This is a genomic window from Rahnella sp. JUb53 (assembly GCF_004346065.1).
Classification (GTDB): domain Bacteria; phylum Pseudomonadota; class Gammaproteobacteria; order Enterobacterales; family Enterobacteriaceae; genus Rahnella; species Rahnella variigena.
In genome coordinates, this window is the sequence record NZ_SLYT01000007.1 from 274,906 (window position 1) to 295,217 (window position 20,312).

A 20,312-nucleotide genomic window follows, 5' to 3' on the forward strand; every position below is an offset into this window, starting at 1 on the left:
TCGTTTATTTTTTAAAATTAAGACTATAACTTGCAAGTATTATTATTGACTTGCACTCCATAATCGTTGATGAAACTATATTTTATTTCTGATCCTGATGATTTTATAGCAATGCTTACATTGCCAAATGGGGCAATGGTTTCCGCCTTAGAAACCTCTTTGTTATTGATGCTAACATTGACCATATTTACGTAGTATGGTGATGTGTTTTTAATTTGTAATGTTTTACCGTTGAGCTGACAAGCGAGCGTTTTTGCAGCATCGCTCGCTTCGCTATTCAAATCATTTGGCCTTATGAATAATTTTATTTTTGTTGTAATTGAAACCAATAGCGAGTTATTAAGCTCTTGTTCCTCTTTACTTAAAGATGGGATCACTTTAGCATTGAAATAAAAAAGTTCCTCTCTGTCATTGGGTAATTTATTTTTATCACCAGCATAAACAATACGTAATACGCTGTCAGTATTTGCATTTAACACAAATAGTGGTGGAGTTACGATAAAGTCATCGACTTTATTTCCCTGCTTATCGGTAACCCAGGATTGGACGAGGAAATTATTTTTCTTATCGTTATTAAATATTTTTATCGCAGTTTGACTTTTATCTGCCGGGTATATTAAACGAGTAGCCCCTAACGAGACCCCTTCGGCGAAAGCAGAGGGAATAATAAAAGTTAAAATGAGTAAAATTAATAAATTAAATTTCAAGGTTTTCCCCTGGGATTATTAAATTATTAGCTGGTCTCGAGTACCAGCTAATATTATTATTTAGTTATAGGTAAGCATGAAATTTGCTACGGACTGAACTTTGCCAGCACCGACTACGGCTGCAGTGGAAACATAGTCCGCTGCAAAATTAATAGTCGATGTAGCGCCTTCGTTCAATGCTACTGGTGCGGTTTGTCCAGTACCTAGAGCTAAGGCTTCATTATTTGGCCCATAAATCTGCAACCCGACATTTGTTGCAGCGCCAGCGCCTGCATTATTTGCCAGAAGGTTAGGTGAAGTCGCATCAGCTTGTCCTGTGAAACTTACGCTGACATTTTTATATGTTGTCGTGTCGCAATCCTGCAAGGAAATGGTGAATGGTTTACGTGCATTAGCTACCTGGTCTTTAGCAGTAAATACGCTTGATCTCACAGTATCCAGATTAACAATTTTATTTGTGTCGTCACTGGCAACAGAACATGCGCCTTTAGTAATTTCTCCATTAAAAGTTACCTGGCCGCCAGTTGTTGTAACCGGATCAACTTCACCCTCAGCATAAGCAGCTGATGCTGAAATTAAAAAACCGAAAGCAAAAGCAGGTAGTAACACATTCTTCATTTTCATAAAATCTTCCTTGCTGTAATTACCAATGTTAAGTGTTGAGAACGCTAACCCCGGCAGAACAGTATTTCAGACATACCGGGAAGCGGAGCAAGTTTAAGGGTATCAATTCTCCAGAATCAAGCTGGTATTAATTCCCCTGTCATCCTTCACTGATGATATTTGTGGGTATAATCCTAAAAATATCATCTTTGGCAAATTAAGATTTTCCTCGATTTGGATTTTAAAAATATATTCAGATCAATAATTTTTCGTACAGTAAACATCCAGCGGTTAGGAGTAATCGCATTTTTCATGGTTTCTTAAGTTATATAATTAGTTATAACAACCTGTCTCACCTCATAAAACGTCAGAAATTAATTGTCAAAAACATTTATAAATAACTTTTTTGTCATCTTTTTTGCCCCTCAATACTGCCTTATCACCTTTATGAAGCTATGAGTTGGGTGACATCATCCACATGCTGACCGAAATCATATCTATGGAACTGCTAAAGCCACCTTTTACAACTGATTGACTGTATCCAGAGGATGGAAATCGCTGATTTTATAAATGCTAAAGCCCGTGAGGATGAGAACTGTCATCTGAGGCAGTTTTCCCAAAGCGAAGACTGGTAGTTCAGGCACATAATCGGAGGTTTTGGTAGGACTCAGGCTGCTGTCACATAAATGTAATATGTCCGAATGATAGTAAAATTTGAAACTTGCCGATTTTTCACGTCAAAAAATCATTCGCAACTTCAAAATAACCAACTCAGGGGAGAGGGATGTTATTTACGTTTCTGTGAACTATCCCGTTAACTGAGAAACCAGTCGCGGTTATATCTGTATTTACACAGAGCCAGGGGTAGGGAAAGTGGCAGACAGATGTAATCGCTATTCTGTTATCACAAGGTTTAGAGTGCCCGAAGCTGTAAACCACCATAGAGATAATAATCTAAATATAGAAATGTACAGACGGGCAGGGGACGTTGACAATTAATCAGACTGGATTTATTAACGCTAAATATAGATTAAACACTCGTTTCATGCCCATCAGTATCTTCCTCTTATTTTTTATAAGGTTTAGCAAACCAAACCAATAAAGTGAGTGTAAGAAAAACATAAGACGAAACAGAGAATATTTCATTCGCAGAAATCAGCAGTGATTGCTGAGTAATGGTCTGATTAATGTATTCCAGCGCCTGAGAAGTGCTTAATCCTGCCGTTTTTAAACTGCTGATATAATGCTCAAAAACAGGATTGGCAGAATTAATATTTTCTGTTAACTGGGCGTGATGCACCGATTCTCTCCGGCTCCATAACGTCATCGTCAAAGATGTCCCTACAGAACCTGACAGAGTGCGCAAGAAATTACTCAGGCTTGTAGCACTGGCCAATTTATCGTAAGAAAGTCCTGCTAAAGATATCGTTGTTAAAGGCAGAAAGAAGCACGCAACCGCGAACCCTTGTATCAACTGCGGCCAAATAATTGACGTAAAATCGATCGTCGGCGTGAAAGTAACAGAACGCCAATGATAGCATATGAAATAGACCGTAAAGCTGAATGTAACCAGCAGCCTCATGTCTATGTTCTTATTGTAGCGACCAATGAGTGGAGCGATGATCAGTGGCATTATGCCTATCGGTGCGTAAGCTAAACCAGCCCAAACTGAAGTATAGCCATATACACTCTGTAAAAGTTGAGGCATCAAAACAATAGCACCGGAATAGATAAGATAGGCGCAAACAATACACAAAATCGCGATGCTAAAATTCAGGGATTTGAAAAGACTTAAGTCAACCAGGGGGTTTTTATCTTTTATTTCATGCAGCACGAATAAGGGCAAAGTCACAACGCAAATTATTGTGAGCGTCACAATCGTGGAGGAGCTAAACCAGTCAAGGTCTTTGCCTTTATCCAGCATTATTTGCAGAGACCCCACTCCCAATACCAGCAGGCTTAGTCCGATCAGATTGAGTTTCACTGGCTGAGTGGCAGTTTCCCGGCCCTTCAGTAAGAAAGAACAAACTAAAACTACCGCGATACCCATAGGGACATTAATAAAAAAGATCCATCCCCAATGGTAATTATCGCAAATATAGCCGCCGAGAATAGGGCCAAAAATCGGGGCGATGATAACGGTCATAGACCAGATAGCTAAAGCGTAGGTGCGTTTCTCCGGGGGATAATTGCGCAGGAGCAGGCTTTGAGATAACGGAATGAGGGGGCCTGCGACTAATCCCTGAATGATACGAAAGAAAATCAGCATATCGAGACTGGAGGCCACTCCGCAACAAAACGATGTCATGAAAAAGAGTGTGACAGACATTAAAAAAAGACGTCGTTCTCCTAAACGCAACGAAAGTCGCCCCGTGACTGGAATCGAAATAGCATTCGCCACACCAAAAGATGTAATAACCCAGGTTCCTTCATCGGAAGAAGCGCCCAATGACCCGGAAATCGTTTGGATCGCCACATTCGTTATTGTTGAGTCGAGCATTTGCATAAAAGTCGCCATTGCCAGCGCAATAGTGACAAAAATTAGGGTGCTGCCTTTCAGCGGCGGGAGTACTGATGATGAACACGCCATTATTGTGCCCCGTTTCGCGCAATAATCCCGGTGATCACACTTTCAATTCCCCGTGTTTTGACCACAAGCGCCTTACTGCTTAAGGCGGGGGTTGAAATAACATGTTTTGAAAGTGTTTCATCACCCACCTCATTTTGACCGCTGGAATAGAGCTTCGCCGTCGTGGAGAGACCAATTCGCAAGGGATGTTCAAGCAGTTGCGCTGGATTGAGTGCGACCCGCACTGGTACGCGCTGAACGACTTTAATCCAGTTACCTGTGGCATTTTGCGCAGGCAGGAGGGAGAAACTACCTCCAGTTCCCATATTTATCCCGGTGACATGTCCTTCATATGGGACTTCATCTCCGTAAATATCACTGATAATGGTCACTTTCTGGCCTAAAGAAACGCCGCTAAGCTGGGTTTCTTTGAAGTTTGCATTAACCCACATTTGTTCAACAGGAATGACTGACATCAACGTTTGCCCGGCAGAAACAGTCTGACCAACCTGCACATTTCTTTCTGCGATATACCCTGTCACCGGGCTGCGGATCACCGTACGTTGCAAAGTGATCCATGCCTCTCGAACGGCATCTGCGGCCTGCAGAACCTGCGGTTGTTCATTAATGGGCGTATCAAGCAACAATGCTTTGCTGGCTTTATATTGCTGAATGGCTGCATCTAATGCTGCTTTTTGGGAGGACACCTTATTTCGATAATGTTCAAGCGCCATTCTGGCAATCAATGCATCACGGCTCAGTCCGTTTTGACGCTCGTAATCAGTTACCGCCTGGCTGTACGCAATTTTTGCCTGCCTGACATCTGCTTCAAGCTGGTCATTCTGAAAGGCAAGCTGTTGTGTTTGCCTGACAACATACGCCAGGTTATGTTTAGATTTTTTATAAGCGAGTTGTGCATCGGTATCATCAAGAACCGCCAGCACATCACCTTCCTTTACAAATTCGGTGTCAGTATGGTTAACCGTAATGACACTTCCATTAATGAGCGCTGATACCGGATTTATGTTTCCTGCTACATAAGCATCATCCGTGGTTTGCACGTTTCCCAGTAAGAGATATCTATATGCTAAGGTGACGAGGGAAATTGTTATGATCATAATAATAATGCTAGTGATGACTATTTTTTTATTCTTAAAATCTATTTTCACGGATATATCCACAATTATTTCTTGATGTCGACGCTGTCAGACATCAATGACAAAAAGGCAGAACTCAGTAAAGAGTTTAACTTCCTGATAACTTGGGTTTAAGCTGCACGTTCTGGAACTATTAGATAATAGAAAGGCATGGTATTTATAGAAGAATGATTCGTATTCTTTGTAGAATTTTTCTTACGTATGTAATCGATGGCCGAAATAATTAATCTAAAATTAACAATATTAAAACAATATATTGCTGAATGCGTATAGCTCTCATCTTTAACTATGCCCTCATTTATATTGCGTTTATATTCACTCCCGTAATAAATGTTAGAATGTATTTCATGTGGCAACCTCACTAATTAATATTTAACGACTCGCATATTTCAATTGTAAATGTCGTTATATGTATCTCTCATATTTTCTCGGACACAGGAAATTTGAAGGAATTGATGTTTAATTTTTGTTAAATCAAAGGATGATGATTTAATAATGAAGGCAATAATCGTAGACGACCACCCTATCGCACTCATCGCGATAAGAAATTTGCTTAATGCAAATGGAATAGACATTTTGGCAGAACTGGATGAAGGGGGAAACGTCGTCAATAAAGTCGAAACGCTAAAACCCGATCTTCTTATCATTGATGTCGACATCCCTGTACTAAGCGGTATCGAAGTGCTGGAGCAATTACGTAAGCGTCGTTATTCAGGGGCTATTATCGTCATTTCGGCTAAAAATGAAGTATTTTATGGACAGCGCAGTGCAGAATTAGGCGCAAATGGATTTGTCAGCAAAAAAGAAGGACTTAATAATATTATGTCTGCAATTGAAGCTGCCAATAATGGTTACAGTTATTTCCCTTTCACGCTGAGTCGTTTTTATGGCGAGACAACAAGTGAACAAGGCAAACTGGATTCACTTTCCATGCAGGAAGTAAAAGTTTTCAGATATATGATTAACGGTACTGATTATACGAGTATCGCCAGTAAAATGAACATTAGCAATAAAACAGTTTGTACCTATAAAAGACGTTTGTTAGAAAAGCTTAACTGTAATTCTTTGATGGATCTTTTTAGTTTTGCGCAAAGAAATAAGCTTGGATAAACTCATGAAGATTTTTGCGTTTATACTTTTAATTGTGCTATTCCCTGTAAATGCGGCCACGGTAAAGAATATTGAAATTAAAAATAGTTTTATTAATAATTTTGAGAGGGTCAAATTAAGTAAGGATGAAATACGCTTGATTGCCCGTAAACAAAGTCTGGTTATTGGTACATGGACGCCTGAGATTTCACCCGTTGTTTACGATAGCGTTGACCATTATTACAGAGGAATTAATGCTGATTATCTGGCGTTAATGCAAAAGAGCCTGGGTGTTAAGATCACTATTACACTGTATAGCAGCGAGGCCGAAGCACTTGAAGAACTCAGAAAAAACCATGTCGATATGCTGCTTACCCCATTGACGCGTAAAGCCTATGAAGAGGATGATTTACTGCATAGCTCGGCTTTAGTCAGAACCTATCCGACGCTCGTGACATCCTTAAAAAACGCGATGCAGCCTTTATCAACAGATAAAACGGTCACTATTGCATGCTCTGAGTCATGCCCTCCTGCCGAGAGTATCAAAGCTGACTTCCCTAATGCAGTGATTAAATATTATGATACTGATTATCTCGCCATGTCATCAGTATCAGATAATGAAAATACTTACTTTATTGGTGATAACATCTCCACTGGTAATTATATTTCTAAGTTTTTTCCTCAGTCACTCTCAGTGATACGTTACTTTCTTCAGTCAGATCTGGATAATCACTTCATTTTTAATTCTGAACAAATCATACTCTGTGAAACTATCAATAACTTTATTCATGCAATATCAAATGAAACAAATATTCAGATTACACAAAACTGGCTAGACAGAGGGAACCTCTCATTTTTAAATAAGCCAATTTCATTAACTGGCCGAGAGAAGAGTTGGCTTAAAAAACATAAAAAAATACGTGTGCTTGTCAACCCATACTATCCTCCTTTTACAATCACCAATCACGAGAATGAAATTCGCGGCATTATGGGTGATATCTTGAATCTTATCCAGATACAAACCGGTATGGAATTTGAACCGGTATTTACTAATTCAAATGCTGAAATGATTAAGATAATGCTTAAAGGGGAGTGGGATCTGATCCCCGCCGCCACTTATAGCAGTGAAAGGGTAGATCATATTTCATTCAGTGATCCTTTTATGAAAGTCCCTTTTGTCCTGGTAACGAAACTAAAACGAGCAGTGGATACTTCGCTCAAAGATATTACTCAGGTCGCAATACCTTCTCACTTTACCATTGACCGTCAACTCAGGGATAAGTACCCACAGGTAAAATGGATCTTAGTAGAAAACACCAGCATTGCTATGAATATGGTGAATAAAGGTGAGGTTGATGCAGCAGTGACAACTCAATTATCAGCACGCTATATCATCGATCACTATTATCCTAATGCATTAAATTATATGCGCCTCTCAGATATGCCGCTTGCACCAATCAGTTTTGCCTTATCCAAAAGCGATCCTGAACTGAAATCCATTTTAAACAAAGCTCTTATGTCGATTCCACCGCGAGAGATACTTCAGTTGACTGAAAAATGGTCAAAGATGCCTAAAGTTCAGATCGAAACCTGGAACCTATACAGCAAGCAATTTTATCTCGTTATCGCGTTAGCCGGAACACTGATTATAAGTAGCCTGATTTGGGGAATTTATCTGTTAAGTGAAGTACGTAAACGTAAAGAGTCCGAGCGTCAGTTGGAAATTCAGCTTCAGCTGAAAGAATCTCTTTCCAGCGCACTTGAAGAGGAAAAAAATAAAGCGATTCTTGCAACGGAAGCAAAAAGTCAGTTTCTCGCCACGATGACACATGAATTGCGCACTCCTGTCAGCTCCATTGTGGGTTTCTTAGAATTACTGGACGGTCATAAACTCGATGATCAACAACATCGGGAAGCTATTTCACAGGTATATTCCACAGCGCAATCATTGTTAGGGTTGATCGGCGAAATACTTGATGTTGATAAAGTGGCGTCAGGTAAATATCAGATTCACTATCAAAGAACCGATGTTAATAAACTGATTCTTGAAATATGCCGCTCTTTTGAGGGGATTACACAGAAAAAAAATCTTTCATTAAATGTTAATATTACTCTTCCCAATGATATACAGATACTCGTTGACCCTCAGGCACTCAGGCAGATTGTGAATAATCTCATCAGTAATGCTTTGAAGTTTACTGATAAGGGTTGGGTTCAGGTGTGTGTGCATCAGCATAGGTTTAGCGACTATCAAACCGGAATTCAGATCCTTGTCAGTGATACCGGATGCGGTATTTCCCAGGACGAACAGGCGACACTTTTTACGCGTTACTCCCAGGCCAGGTCCGGACGTTTGCAAACCGGGTCGGGCTTAGGGCTGGCGATATGCAAAGAGCTCGTTTCGCTGATGCATGGCACACTCACGATGGATAGCCAGCCCGGCAGCGGAACGACTCTTACCCTCAACTTACCTGTGGAAATATGTGCGCCACAGCCAGACATTTCCTCAGTACCTCAAAGTGAGCCTTTAGCTCTCGCCCCTCTCTCTATTCTGATAGCAGATGACCATCCAGCTAACCGCCTGCTGCTCAGGAGGCAATTACAAAATATCGGTTATGAGGTGCATGAAGCCAGTGACGGGGATGTGGCAGAGAAAATGCTAGGGAGAATGCATTTCGATTTGTTGATTACTGACATTAATATGCCGGGCAAAGATGGAATTACACTTTCTAAAGACATACGAAAAAGCCATCCCACTTTACAAATTTGGGGACTGACGGCAAATGCTCAGGAGCACATGCGAGAGAAATGTTTGCAAAGCGGCATGAATCTCTGTCTTTTTAAACCCGTTTCCCTGGGAACTTTGACCAATGAACTCAATAAGCTTGCGCGGGGGCGTCCGGTTACACCTGCGATTTCTCATCTCAATGTGGATGTACTTAATCGCAACACTGGCGGACAAAAGGATCTGCTCAATGAGCTGATTCAGGTTTTCTATCGTGAAGCTAAGAAGGATCTGGCTGAAGCTGAGAAGGCAATCACAGTGGGCTCTTTCAGCAGGTTCAGGCAGGCCATGCATCGCCTTCATGGTGCTTCTCAGCTTCTCGAAATAGCAGAACTTAAAACAATTCTTGTCCCTGTTGAAGCCATGGATGAGATTGAGTTGACGAATGAATATTGTCTGTCGGTGCTGAAATCAGTCAGAAGCATTTTGCAGGACGTCAGTGAAGAGATCACCATTATTTGTCCGGCAGACATTCAAGAACTGCCAGACAGATAATAATAGTGATATTTCAAATCATTTGGTTAAATCTATAAGCTGGCTTTCCACCACAATTCCATCTTCTGCGCTTTTCAACATCAGATTGGCTTCGTAGTATTTGCCAGTGTTGAGCAGATGGGTGGTCTCGGCAACGGCATGGCGTGTTTGCTGTAATGGCATCAGATACTGATTTTGCACCACGCTCATGCCAGCTAAACGCAGCGTGTCGACGGCTCCTTTTGGATCGCCCTCAGAGATTTTCTCGTTAGCCTTTTTAATGGCGGCCTCTTTTTCTGGTGAGGCAACGAAGTTCTCTGAAATCGAAAAATTAGAATTAATGATAATATACTGATCGTTAATCATCTTCGCTTTATGATCCATCTTGGTGAACTTGCTCCAGTCTGTGCTGGTATCAGAGAGCAAGGTCGTCGCGTTAGCGATAAAGTTTTCGGCTGTTCCAGTATGCCCCTGAAATATGGCGACTCTGGCCAGTTGTATATCGCGCATCGCATCAAATCCCTGTCCGGCCATGTGCAATACCTCTCCGGCTTCGCGTTGAACCTTTTTAACTGAAGTGGTTTCCGTTTTAGCATCGGCAGTATTTTCTGATGCCCAAACTGGAGTCGCGGTCATCACGGTAGCTATCATGCTGGCTAATAATAAGTTTTTCATAATAATATCCTTTCAATAAGTTGTTTCTGGAAAACATTTATAGAATAGGGTTTACATTGCCTGATGGTAATAGGACCGCCACCTTTATTGTGAGAGATATGACTTACACTTGTCATCCCTGTTTAGTATGGATTACAGATGTGAGATTGAGATGATAATGACGGGGTGTTTATCCTATGTATTTTGATAAAAACAAAGAATAGATTGTCACAACAAATTCGTTATTGAAAAAGTTATTATCTCTTTATCTTTATCAGGCAGAGAAAAATGAATAATACCAATGAAAAAATAGCTCATCTTTCCTGGTGCGCGCTGATAGCTCTTTACATCAACAATCACAGACATCCATCACAGGATGCCGCACAAGAAGACCTTTTTTTACGTCGCTGGCTAACAAATGCCCAACACCAAAAAAGGTTTCCCAAAGAAGTGGCGGGATCACTCAATGACATTATCTGCTATAGCAGGCAGTTAAGTCGGAAGGTGAGAATAAAAGAATATTTGCTGGATATATGGAACAGTTATTCAAGGTCAGAAGAGGACCCGCTGTCGTTATGAAACTGTCGTTATGAAGTTGCCCTCAGCATCAATATATTATTTTACGGTATCCACCCGACAAGAGGCATCATGCGTGTTGGAAAAATTTTACTTTTAACTCTCACTTTTTTCATGTTGCCGCAGTCCCTGGGCTCAACTATAGCTACGGGAAATACGGTTTCGCCAAAGATGGTTACATATGAAGAGTTTATCTTCCTGGAGTCAGATGATGTGTTTCCAATGACAACTTTGGAAACTGCAAATGACAAGGTTGTCCAAAGTTATAAATTAATTAACTCCCATAAAGTGAGGCGTTTTTTATTACGTCTATTATCGGGAAAATAACGTATTGATAATAATTTATTTATTGCAGAATTTGAATTGTAAACAGCTAACAGAAGTCACTGACTGTGGCGCGGTTTTATTTATCGTCTGTCAGGTTATCGTCTGTCAGGTCATAGTCTCCATGACATAAACGCTATCGGATTCCCCCGGCGCCGTTCAATATTTGATTTGGTCATTTATTGGCGTTGCTTATATTTTTAAATAAAAAAACTTCTAATGGTTTATAAAGTGATCGAGCATATGAAAGTTACACAATCGAATAAAGATGACGTTTATGCGTCAGCAGAGTTAGCATCATCATTACCCACTTCAGTTTTTCCAATAGCAGAGTGTGAGCCTCGCAATATATTTAATGCGATTCGTGATGAATTATTACTTGATGGTAATTCACGTCAGAACCTTGCGACTTTTTGTCAGACCTGGGTAGATGATGAAATCCGGGAACTTATGGATTTGTCCATCGATAAAAATATGATCGATAAAGATGAATATCCCCAAACTGCTGAAATTGAAGCTCGTTGCGTGCGAATGCTGGCGGACCTGTGGAATTCCCCCATGCCGACAACCACGCTGGGTTGTTCCACCATTGGTTCTTCAGAAGCGGCAATGCTTGGCGGGTTGGCACTGAAGTGGCAGTGGCGCAAGAAGCGCGCTCTGCAGGGGCTTCCTTCTGACAAACCAAATCTGATATGTGGCCCGGTTCAAATCTGCTGGCATAAATTTGCCCGCTATTTCGACGTTGAACTGCGTGAGATTCCATTGGAAGGCGATCGTCTTATCATGTCGCCGGAAGAGGTACTTAAGCGTGTGGATGAAAATACTATCGGTGTGATCCCTACGCTTGGCGTGACATTTACCTGCCAGTACGAGCCGGTGAAAGCAGTAAGCGATGCTCTTGATAAACTTCAGCTGCAGACCGGGCAGGACATCCCAATGCATATTGACGGCGCCAGCGGCGGTTTTCTGGCGCCATTCTGTGCCCCGGAACTGGAGTGGGATTTCCGTTTACCACGAGTTAAATCCATCAACGCATCAGGACATAAATTTGGTCTGGCTCCGCTTGGCGCTGGCTGGGTGATATGGCGCGAGTCGTCAGATCTGCCTGAAGAGCTAATTTTCAACGTTAATTATCTGGGCGGAAACATGCCGACCTTTGCGCTTAACTTTTCACGCCCTGGCGGTCAGATCGTTGCACAGTACTACAACTTCTTGCGTCTGGGACGAGAAGGGTACGCAAAAATCCATAACGCCTGTTATGCCACAGCCCAGCATCTGGCGGCAGAAATCGGCAAGCTTGGGCCGTTTGAGATCATTTTCGATGGCGACAGCCAAAAAGGTATCCCTGCACTGGCCTGGACGCTGAAAGAGGGTGCTTACCTTGGCGGTTACACGCTCTACGATCTGGCTGAGAAGCTGCGCGTGCGTGGCTGGCAGGTGCCGGCTTACTCCATGCCGTCCCACCGAGAAGATTTGGTGATTCAGCGCATTCTGGTCCGTCACGGTGTGAGCTACGACCTGGGCTGCCTGCTCATTGAAGATATCAAACGTGCGCTGAATGACTTCATGAGTCACCCGCTCAGCCAGCCTTCCAGTGCATCACGCACGATCGGCTTTAATCACGCATAAACGCGTGACTTCTCTTGTTCCGGGGTGACCCGACAGTCCCCCCCTAAATTTCAGATTAAAACTTACTGAGAAGACTCTGCGCTTCCTTCAGGAGATCAGTTATGGCGAGCACAATAAAAAGCGCCGCACCTAAACAATTATCGTTGTTGGGCTTTTTTGCTATAACGGCATCGATGGTGATGGCCGTTTATGAATACCCCACGTTTGCAACCTCGGGTTTTTCCCTTATTTTCTTTCTGCTGTTAGGCGGCCTGCTGTGGTTTATTCCCGTCGGTCTTTGTGCGGCCGAAATGGCGACGGTGGAAGGGTGGCAGGAGGGGGGCGTTTTCACCTGGGTTTCTAAAACGCTCGGTGAAAAATGGGGATTTGCGGCTATTTCGTTCGGTTATTTGCAAATCGCGATTGGGTTTATCCCCATGCTCTATTTTGTACTGGGTGCGCTCTCTTACATCCTCAAATGGCCGGAGCTAAACAACGATCCGATAGTAAAAACGGTAGCGGCGCTGGTGATCCTCTGGGGGCTGGCTTTAACGCAGTTCGGCGGCACCAGGAATACGGCACGTATTGCAAAAATCGGTTTTTTTGCAGGTATCCTGCTGCCTGCATTAATTCTGGTTGTTTTGGCGCTTAGCTATTTGCATTCCGGTGCGCCGGTGGCTATCAAAATGAGCATGTCGACTTTCTTCCCGGACTTTACCCAGATGGGTACCTTAGTGGTATTCGTGGCGTTTATCCTGAGTTACATGGGTGTTGAAGCTTCTGCAACCCATGTCAACGAAATGAAGAATCCGGGTCGGGACTATCCGCTCGCGATGCTGTTGTTAATGGTTGCGGCCATCTTCCTGAGTTCTATCGGCGGGTTGTCTATCGCTGCAGTGATCCCTCACAGTGATATTAATCTTTCGGCAGGTGTGATGCAGACTTTCACCGTGCTAATTAATCACTTTGGCAGCGGTTTTGAGTGGGCTATCCGTGTTATTGCCGCGTTGTTGATGTTGGGAGTATTGGCTGAAATTGCTGCCTGGATTGTCGGGCCTTCTCGTGGAATGCTGGTGACGGCGCAAAAAGGCATATTGCCCGCGAGTTTCGCCAAAATTAATAAGAACGGTGTACCCGTCGTTCTGGTGATTTCCCAGTTAATCATCACTTCTGTGGCTCTGATTGTTCTGACCAATACTGGCGGCGGCAATAATATGTCATTCCTGATTGCGCTGGCATTAACCGTTGTTATTTATCTGTGCAGCTATTTCCTGCTCTTCCTCGGATATATCAATCTGGTGCGCAAGCAGTCAAAAAACAAGCGAACCTTTAATATTCCTGGTGGAAAAACGGTAAAACTTAGCGTTGCGATGGTCGGTTTACTGATTTCAATGATTGCCTTTGTGGTCTCGTTCTGTCCGCCTTCTGGTCTGCCGGGCGGGGAGGCGAACCACCTTTACGCGGGTCTGCTGATCGTCAGCTTCCTGGTAGTGGTGTCGATTCCGTTCATTATCTATGCATTGCATGATAAGCGTGGTAAGGCATGTAATTTAACACTTGAACCTATCACTACAGATTCAGCGCCTGAAGGACATTTCTTCATTCATCCGCGCGCGCGTTCGAAACATCATATCTTTGTAGGTGATAAAAAAATGCATTGATTGGAAACAAACAGACCAGTATGACTGGTCTGTTTACTTGTTTCGTGTCTGACCTGCTTTATCGCTTCTTTCAGGATCTCATTTATAAAAGTTTGCCTGACAGCTTAATAAAGAAAAATACATCACTCAGGCTGTTAATACCTTTAAATAAATCACCGGCTGAAATGCTTTCTCTGAAGCATGACTTCACCCTGATCTTGTCCCCCACATTATTTCTAAACAACCCCAAAAAATGCCGCGCCTCCACCAGCGCATGCCGGTACAAAAACACCCTGATTCTTATGTTCTGCTCCAGCCTGGCCAGCCGGATGATTTCCGCAATCACCTCAATATAGCTTTGTGCCCTGACGTCAAAATAATCGCTGCGATGCGTGATGGAATCGGCATTTACCTTATAAGTGTAATCTTTGCTGTCGGATAAACAGAATCGACCATTGGCCGCTGCAAGGTGAATGGTCCAGAGAATATCTTTGTGGCTTTTGCCGGACTGAAAGGAGAGGGAATGCTGGCGGATATAAGATGACCTGATGATCTGCAGCCACAGATAGTGTGGCCATTCGCGATGCGTCACGCAGTGGCGTATCCAGTCATGCCCGGATAGGTTTTTTCCGTAGGGCTGTTTGACATGCACAGCCGTTTTGGATGAAGAGGGCCCCGTGCGCCAGGCATTGAAGATCATCACATCGGCCTGAGTGTTTATCGCGTCCTGCCAGCGTTCATAAATGAATCCGTCTTTAACGTCGTCGTCTGCATCAAGAAATATCACCCATTCGCCGCGATGGATATCCAACGCGGCATTGCGTGCTGCATAGACGCCCTGATTTTCCTGCTCAATGAGGATGAACCGGTTGTCGCAGACATCCCGGATAAGATTGCCGGTAGCATCAGTGGAACCGTCATTAACGATAATGAGTTCAATAACGACACGGGTTTCCCTAAGGATCTTGCTGATGAGGTGACCGATGGTCTCTGCGGCGTTATAGACAGGAATGATGATGCTGACATCAATCCGTTCAGTTTGAATTTCTGAAATGAGCGTCATTCGGCATCATGCCTTTTGACCGGGATTTCTCTTCTTTCTCTGATTTCCGATTGAATATCGTAAATGCATTCCTCGCAAAGCTCTTTATCCTGAGAAAATAACCGTTCGATGAAGTTTCTTTTTTTATTGCATCGGGTGCATCTTTTCATTTTCATCTCGTATTCGCATTATTCTTCATTTGGTATTTTCGCGGCGTAACAAATCCCGGCTGCAAAATGAGCCGCTAATAATATAAGAGTTTTAATCCACGTTCAGGAACGCCAAGGATAACCAGAGCTGGCTGGCAAAAGATAATCGTTTTGATAGATCAATAAGTAAGAACTGATCGTTAATACCGATCGACTTGCTGAGGGAGAATATCGTAGCCTGTCATCATCTTATTCGCGCTTAAATCCCCACAATCAGGAAGAGATCATCATGGCACTGGAATCCGCAATTGCTGAGCTGGTTAACGACTTCATCGCTGCTGGCTGTCCGTCTTCCCGCAGACTGACTTTCACTGAGCGTCGTGCTGGCTATATTGCCAGCACAGTATTAGCCGGTGATATTGAGCAGCGTGTAGATGTTGAGGATGTGGTCATCGGGGGGATGTCGTTACATGTTTACTCGCCGCTGGAAGCGCATGGTGCATTACCTGCCGTTATCTATTATCACGGTGGATGCTTTGTCAGCGGTGGATTTGCCACACATGATAATCAGCTGCGTCAGCTCGCTTTTTACAGTGGCTGTCGGATGATTGCCGTTCAGTATCGTTTAGCGCCTGAACATACTTATCCCACAGCGCATGACGACGCTGAACAGGCTGCAAACCTTATCTGGCAAAATGCGGAAACTCTTGGCATACATCGCGACCAGATTACATTGATGGGCGACAGCGCAGGCGGGCATCTGGCCCTGATCACCGCTCTGCGTTTACGAGATGCCGGGCAGTGGCTGCCGCGTCAGCTGGTGCTGATTTACCCGATGCTGGATGCGACAGCGTCCTGTGAAAGCCACAAGCGGAATGGTGAGGATTACGTGCTAACCAGCGACACTTTACTTAGCGGTTTTGAGGCTTATTTCCCGCAGACTGACTTCATGCATTCTGAAGCCAGTCCTTTGTGGCGCGATGACTTTGCCGGATTGCCGCCGGTTCACATCATCACGGCGGAATACGATCCGTTATGTGACGAAGGCGAGGCGCTGTACTCCCGGCTGACTGAGCAGGGTGTTGAATGTACTGCTCAGCGCTATCTGGGTGTCATTCATGGTTTTTTCCAGCTCGGTGGGATCAGCAAGACAGCGCGAAATGTCATGCGGGATATCGCCGCGCACGTCAGTTCATCGGATAAGCCGTAATTTTTTTCATACGCATCAGGCTGCTGTTGGCCTGCTCGCATAATTCAAAGAGCACAGGGATCAGATGCGCTGATGCTTTCAGGTAGCCGCTGACCTGTGCAATCCCCTCCGGTGGAATTACCTCGCAGTTCTCCAGTCCTTCACTCAAACACAACAACCCCTGGCATAGTCCGCCGGCGGACTCCGATGCCAGCGCGCTGAGATCATAAAGCTGCGCTTCCCCGAAGTGGCTGAGATCCAACCCTTCAATCAGTGAACGAAAAACGGTGACAGAGTTTGCGGTGAAGGCCGTGCTGTTTTCAGTATTAGTCATGAAGATCATTCCATTGTCAGTGAGTCGAGGCCCCCTTTACTGGCGGGGTGATTGCCGCTGCCAGAGAACTGTATGCCTGTTCATGCTGCAAAGAAATAACCTGTTTATATTTACAGTGGTTTGTTGTCGGAACTGGAAGATGTCTCGCAAAATTCGCACAGAGAATCGGGGATATTCACCACCAGAATGATATCCATGAGATAAAAATTGAAATTGGTTAATTAATAACAGTCTTTTCCGGATATTATTCTGGCGATTTTGAATTAACTCAAATTCAATGTAATAATATTAAGTGGTTGTCACGTAATGTCATTATCACGCTGGCATGATTTACTTATTGATGCTATTTTTAGGATGTAATTGTTATTAAATATTTCAATTTTTAGTTGCCGTAAGTTTACAATTGCTCGTATTTTTATCATGTTGTTCTGTATTTAATCACTAAAACATAAAAATTTTCTTATAGTTACATATCACAATATTATTGTTTACTAATTACTCCCTATATATAATTTCCTTATAAGGAACTTTCTGAATTTTCACTTTGTCCCCCGTCAGACCTATGTTAATTATTTATACGCGGCGCAAGACCGCACACACATCACATAAATAATAAAGACAGGGTAATAATGAGCAATTTAAAAGCGTCAATCTTAATTGGCGGCGTCGTGCTGTCGGCATTATCTGCCAGCACCCGGGCCGAGATTACTGTTTTAGATAAAAATCCTCAGAGTAATGCTTTGCTGGCGCCATTAAGCTTGCAGGTCGGCGGCAGCATCCGTCCTGAGTGGATTTTCAATAACGGTCCGGAGCCTGGCTATTATAAAAATGGTCACGATGGTGGCACCCGTTTCCGCTTCCGTGGTGATTATAAACTGACACAAGATACCTCAGTCATCGCCTACTACGAGCTGGGTGTGGACATGGCGAACCTGCTGGGCATGAATGGTCACTATCCGGAAGGTGGTCAGCGTGATACTCAGCGTCAGTTATATGCAGGCTTTAAAGATGATCGCTACGGGACATTAACCTACGGCCACCAGTACGGTATTTATTATTCTGTCGTCGGGATTAAAAGTGACGTATGGGATAACGATGGTCATGCGGGCGGTACCGGTATTGGCATTAACGGCAGCTACGATGGTGCGAATAAGCCTAAAAACAGCATTAAATATACCAACGACTTTGGTCCTGTGACGTTATATGCCAACTACTTATTACCTGAAGATGAAATTCAGGCGGGCGAGGATCAGCACTATCGCCGTAATAATGGTGGTGGTTTAGGCTTCGATTATAAACTCACCAAAGATTTGGTCTGGAGTGCGGCGTATAGCCTGACTGACGCCACGGTGAAAGATAATCAATATAACGAAAAAGATTATCATCAGCAGTTGTCTGGTACCGCATTAACCTGGCAGCCAAACAACTGGTACATCGTCGGCACCGGCAGCTATTACAAAGATTTTGTGCCGAGCACCCGTGAAAATCCTGTCGAACATTATTTTGCTGGCAGCGGTTACGGTGTGGAAGGGTTCGTCGGTTATACCTTTAATATCGACAAACCGTTCCTGAAATCTATCCAGCCATACGTTGCAGCCGATTCCCTGCAACTGAAAGGCGGCGAAGAATATCACGCGAACCACGTCTATCTGGGCGCGGGTACCACCATCGGTTACGGCTTGTCTGTTTACGTGGAACGCACATTAGCGCACACCACCGACGACGAAGCAGACGCCACCTGGGTTACCGTCTTCTACGATTTCTAATTCACACGCCTCGTGGATAATCAGGCCAGCGCAGTTGCGCTGGCTTTTTTACGTTTGTAAATCCGCTTAGTGCGTCAGTGTTTCCGTCATTTCTATAGCCACCACGTCGTCATCGCTAAATGGCATTTCCAGCGTCTGATACAGCACTTCCAGCCGTTCACACAGAATATATCCCAGCAGGTCTTTTGCCTGCGGATTATCCAGCGACACAATGGCATAAGACAACGCACGACAGTGATCGACGATCTCTTCCAGTTCCAGCGGGGTATTGTCGTAAAGGTTAGGCATTGTGGGCCTCCGGTACGGAGGTGTTTGAAAAAGCAGTGTTAGAAAATTCCATTTTAGTACTCCAGCTGATAGTTGATTAACTACCTCCAGAGACGCTAATCCCGATGGTGGTAGCTCAAACAGCGTTAGCGTTCCGGCCAGTCTGGAATCCGGTGCTTCGTGAGAAGCCACTGTCTGAGCCACCATAATTTGGGTGAGTGCAGACCGTACCATATTCACCCTATTTTCATAGAGTTGATGGCACCAAACTGGGACAGAACGCTAATTCTGACTGCGGATTTTGCCGCAGTGGGGAGAGTCTAATACGTGGGAATTTATACAGTGAGAGGAATTTTTAGGCAGTTTTCAGTTTTGCGAGATGTCTTGGAAAAGAGGATGAAACTGAACGTGTAAATACGTTATTTACTGAGTCTTTCGAGAGGAAGAGTGGCCAAACTATTCAAAAATTAAATGCATAAGTTGTAAGCAATTAAGAACCCATTATACTTCCAACCTATTGATTCACTTAACAGGTATCAGTAGATGATGGACGAAGAGATGTGTGTCGTTCTTGCGGAGAGTGATGACTCCAAATGGGATGACAAAACTGGCGAGCGATATCATTTTCCTAAGCAGTATCAAAAGTCACTCACCCCTGGAATGCGTTTTGTGTATTACAAAGGGAGGCTAAAGCCAGGGAACAAAGAGTATTCGTCAAAGCGCTTGTCAGATGCACCGCACTATTTTGGGATCGGGCGAATAAGCGAGATCAGACCGGATGAAGCCGGTCATCTATATGCAGTACTGACAGAGTTTCAACCGTTTGAACAGGCCGTTCTGGCTAAAAATGACGGTGTTTATTATGAAGAAATTCCCGAGCAGCAAAAATCTAATTACTGGCGTTTTAGCGTTCGCCCCATTTCAGGGGAAGTCTTTGCTGATATTGCTGTTGCGTCTGCGCTAACTGAATCACGCTTTATTATGGACGACATCGAGAGTGAAGAAATCCTTCAAGAAGATGCAACCGATGAGGAATCTCTGGTTTCATATGAGGAAGGGAAGAAAACTTCGAAGTTCGTTACAAAGTATGAAAGAAACCCAAAGTTGAAGAAGCTGGCAAAAAGTATACATGGCACTACCTGCTTCGCTTGTGGCTTCAACTTCGGTGATTTTTACGGAGAATATGCAAAGGACTTTATTCATATTCATCACGTTGTACCTGTTTCAGAATTTGGGATGTCTAAGATTGTAAACCCCAAAACAGATCTCGTTCCCGTCTGCGCTAACTGCCATGGGATCATACATCGCAAAAAAGATCGTACGCTCTCGATTGATGAGCTGAAAGATATGATTGCCGCGAGTAAGAAAACGCCCTAACA

At 43.6% G+C, this 20,312-nt stretch carries 16 protein-coding genes; 8 read left to right on the plus strand and 8 right to left on the minus strand.

All coding sequences use genetic code 11. The annotated features are described in order from the left end of the window. Positions 1–23 precede the first annotated feature (23 nt). The 4 genes from EC840_RS17765 to EC840_RS17780 form a co-directional block, all read right to left on the minus strand. Positions 24–707, minus strand: coding sequence for a molecular chaperone (locus EC840_RS17765; RefSeq protein WP_113876268.1), 684 nt, complete (start codon positions 705–707; stop codon positions 24–26). Positions 708–767: 60 nt separating this feature from the next. Then, on the minus strand, positions 768–1,331 hold the full coding sequence (locus EC840_RS17770) for a fimbrial protein (protein WP_113876269.1): 564 nt from the start codon (positions 1,329–1,331) through the stop codon (positions 768–770). Between the two features lie 1,045 nt (positions 1,332–2,376). After that, positions 2,377–3,900 carry a DHA2 family efflux MFS transporter permease subunit gene (locus tag EC840_RS17775; protein WP_113876270.1) on the minus strand — a complete coding sequence of 508 codons (1,524 nt, stop codon included), beginning with the start codon at positions 3,898–3,900 and terminating at the stop codon, positions 2,377–2,379. After that, positions 3,900–5,048 carry an HlyD family efflux transporter periplasmic adaptor subunit gene (locus EC840_RS17780; protein WP_243701086.1) on the minus strand — a complete coding sequence of 383 codons (1,149 nt, stop codon included), beginning with the start codon at positions 5,046–5,048 and terminating at the stop codon, positions 3,900–3,902. Before EC840_RS17780 ends, EC840_RS17775 begins: the two co-directional genes overlap by 1 nt. A 483-nt stretch (positions 5,049–5,531) precedes the next feature. Here EC840_RS17780 and evgA point away from each other — a divergent pair, with 483 nt between their 5' ends. Further along, entirely contained in the window at positions 5,532–6,146 is a 615-nt protein-coding gene (evgA, locus tag EC840_RS17785; protein ID WP_112289462.1) for an acid-sensing system DNA-binding response regulator EvgA, read from the plus strand. Then, entirely contained in the window at positions 6,139–9,405 is a 3,267-nt protein-coding gene (locus tag EC840_RS17790) for a transporter substrate-binding domain-containing protein (RefSeq protein ID WP_132966403.1), read from the plus strand. The genes evgA and EC840_RS17790 overlap by 8 nt, the downstream gene beginning before the upstream one ends. A gap of 18 nt (positions 9,406–9,423) precedes the next feature. Here the strand turns inward: EC840_RS17790 and EC840_RS17795 are convergent, their stop codons facing one another. Further along, positions 9,424–10,059, minus strand: a complete 636-nt coding sequence (locus tag EC840_RS17795; RefSeq protein WP_113876273.1) for a YfdX family protein — start codon at positions 10,057–10,059, stop codon at positions 9,424–9,426. Between the two features lie 267 nt (positions 10,060–10,326). Between EC840_RS17795 and EC840_RS17800 the strand changes: the two genes are divergently transcribed. From EC840_RS17800 to gadC, 3 genes are all read left to right on the plus strand, one after another. Then, positions 10,327–10,617 (plus strand): DUF2913 family protein, encoded by a 291-nt coding sequence (locus tag EC840_RS17800; RefSeq protein ID WP_113876274.1) that lies wholly within the window; start codon positions 10,327–10,329, stop codon positions 10,615–10,617. Positions 10,618–11,157: 540 nt separating this feature from the next. Continuing rightward, on the plus strand, positions 11,158–12,567 hold the full coding sequence (locus tag EC840_RS17805; RefSeq protein ID WP_243701087.1) for a glutamate decarboxylase: 1,410 nt from the start codon (positions 11,158–11,160) through the stop codon (positions 12,565–12,567). A 101-nt stretch (positions 12,568–12,668) separates the two neighbouring features. Beyond that, positions 12,669–14,207 (plus strand): glutamate:gamma-aminobutyrate antiporter, encoded by a 1,539-nt coding sequence (gadC, locus tag EC840_RS17810; protein ID WP_113876275.1) that lies wholly within the window; start codon positions 12,669–12,671, stop codon positions 14,205–14,207. Between the two features lie 82 nt (positions 14,208–14,289). Here the strand turns inward: gadC and EC840_RS17815 are convergent, their stop codons facing one another. Further along, positions 14,290–15,249 (minus strand): glycosyltransferase, encoded by a 960-nt coding sequence (locus EC840_RS17815; RefSeq protein WP_132966405.1) that lies wholly within the window; start codon positions 15,247–15,249, stop codon positions 14,290–14,292. Between the two features lie 417 nt (positions 15,250–15,666). Between EC840_RS17815 and EC840_RS17820 the strand changes: the two genes are divergently transcribed. Further along, on the plus strand, positions 15,667–16,587 hold the full coding sequence (locus EC840_RS17820) for an alpha/beta hydrolase (protein WP_132966408.1): 921 nt from the start codon (positions 15,667–15,669) through the stop codon (positions 16,585–16,587). Here EC840_RS17820 and EC840_RS17825 read toward each other — a convergent pair. Beyond that, on the minus strand, positions 16,565–16,900 hold the full coding sequence (locus EC840_RS17825; protein ID WP_113876277.1) for a hypothetical protein: 336 nt from the start codon (positions 16,898–16,900) through the stop codon (positions 16,565–16,567). The two genes, EC840_RS17820 and EC840_RS17825, sit on opposite strands and share 23 nt — an antisense overlap. Positions 16,901–17,529: 629 nt before the next feature. Here EC840_RS17825 and EC840_RS17830 point away from each other — a divergent pair. Then, on the plus strand, positions 17,530–18,666 hold the full coding sequence (locus EC840_RS17830) for a porin (protein WP_132966410.1): 1,137 nt from the start codon (positions 17,530–17,532) through the stop codon (positions 18,664–18,666). 66 nt (positions 18,667–18,732) lie between these two features. Here the strand turns inward: EC840_RS17830 and EC840_RS17835 are convergent, their stop codons facing one another. Beyond that, the gene (locus EC840_RS17835) at positions 18,733–18,954 is read right to left on the minus strand and encodes a hypothetical protein (RefSeq protein WP_120161995.1); all 222 of its coding nucleotides are present in this window, start codon (positions 18,952–18,954) and stop codon (positions 18,733–18,735) included. Positions 18,955–19,476: 522 nt separating this feature from the next. Between EC840_RS17835 and EC840_RS17840 the strand changes: the two genes are divergently transcribed. Further along, entirely contained in the window at positions 19,477–20,310 is an 834-nt protein-coding gene (locus EC840_RS17840) for an HNH endonuclease (RefSeq protein ID WP_207914769.1), read from the plus strand. Positions 20,311–20,312: the final 2 nt, after the last annotated feature.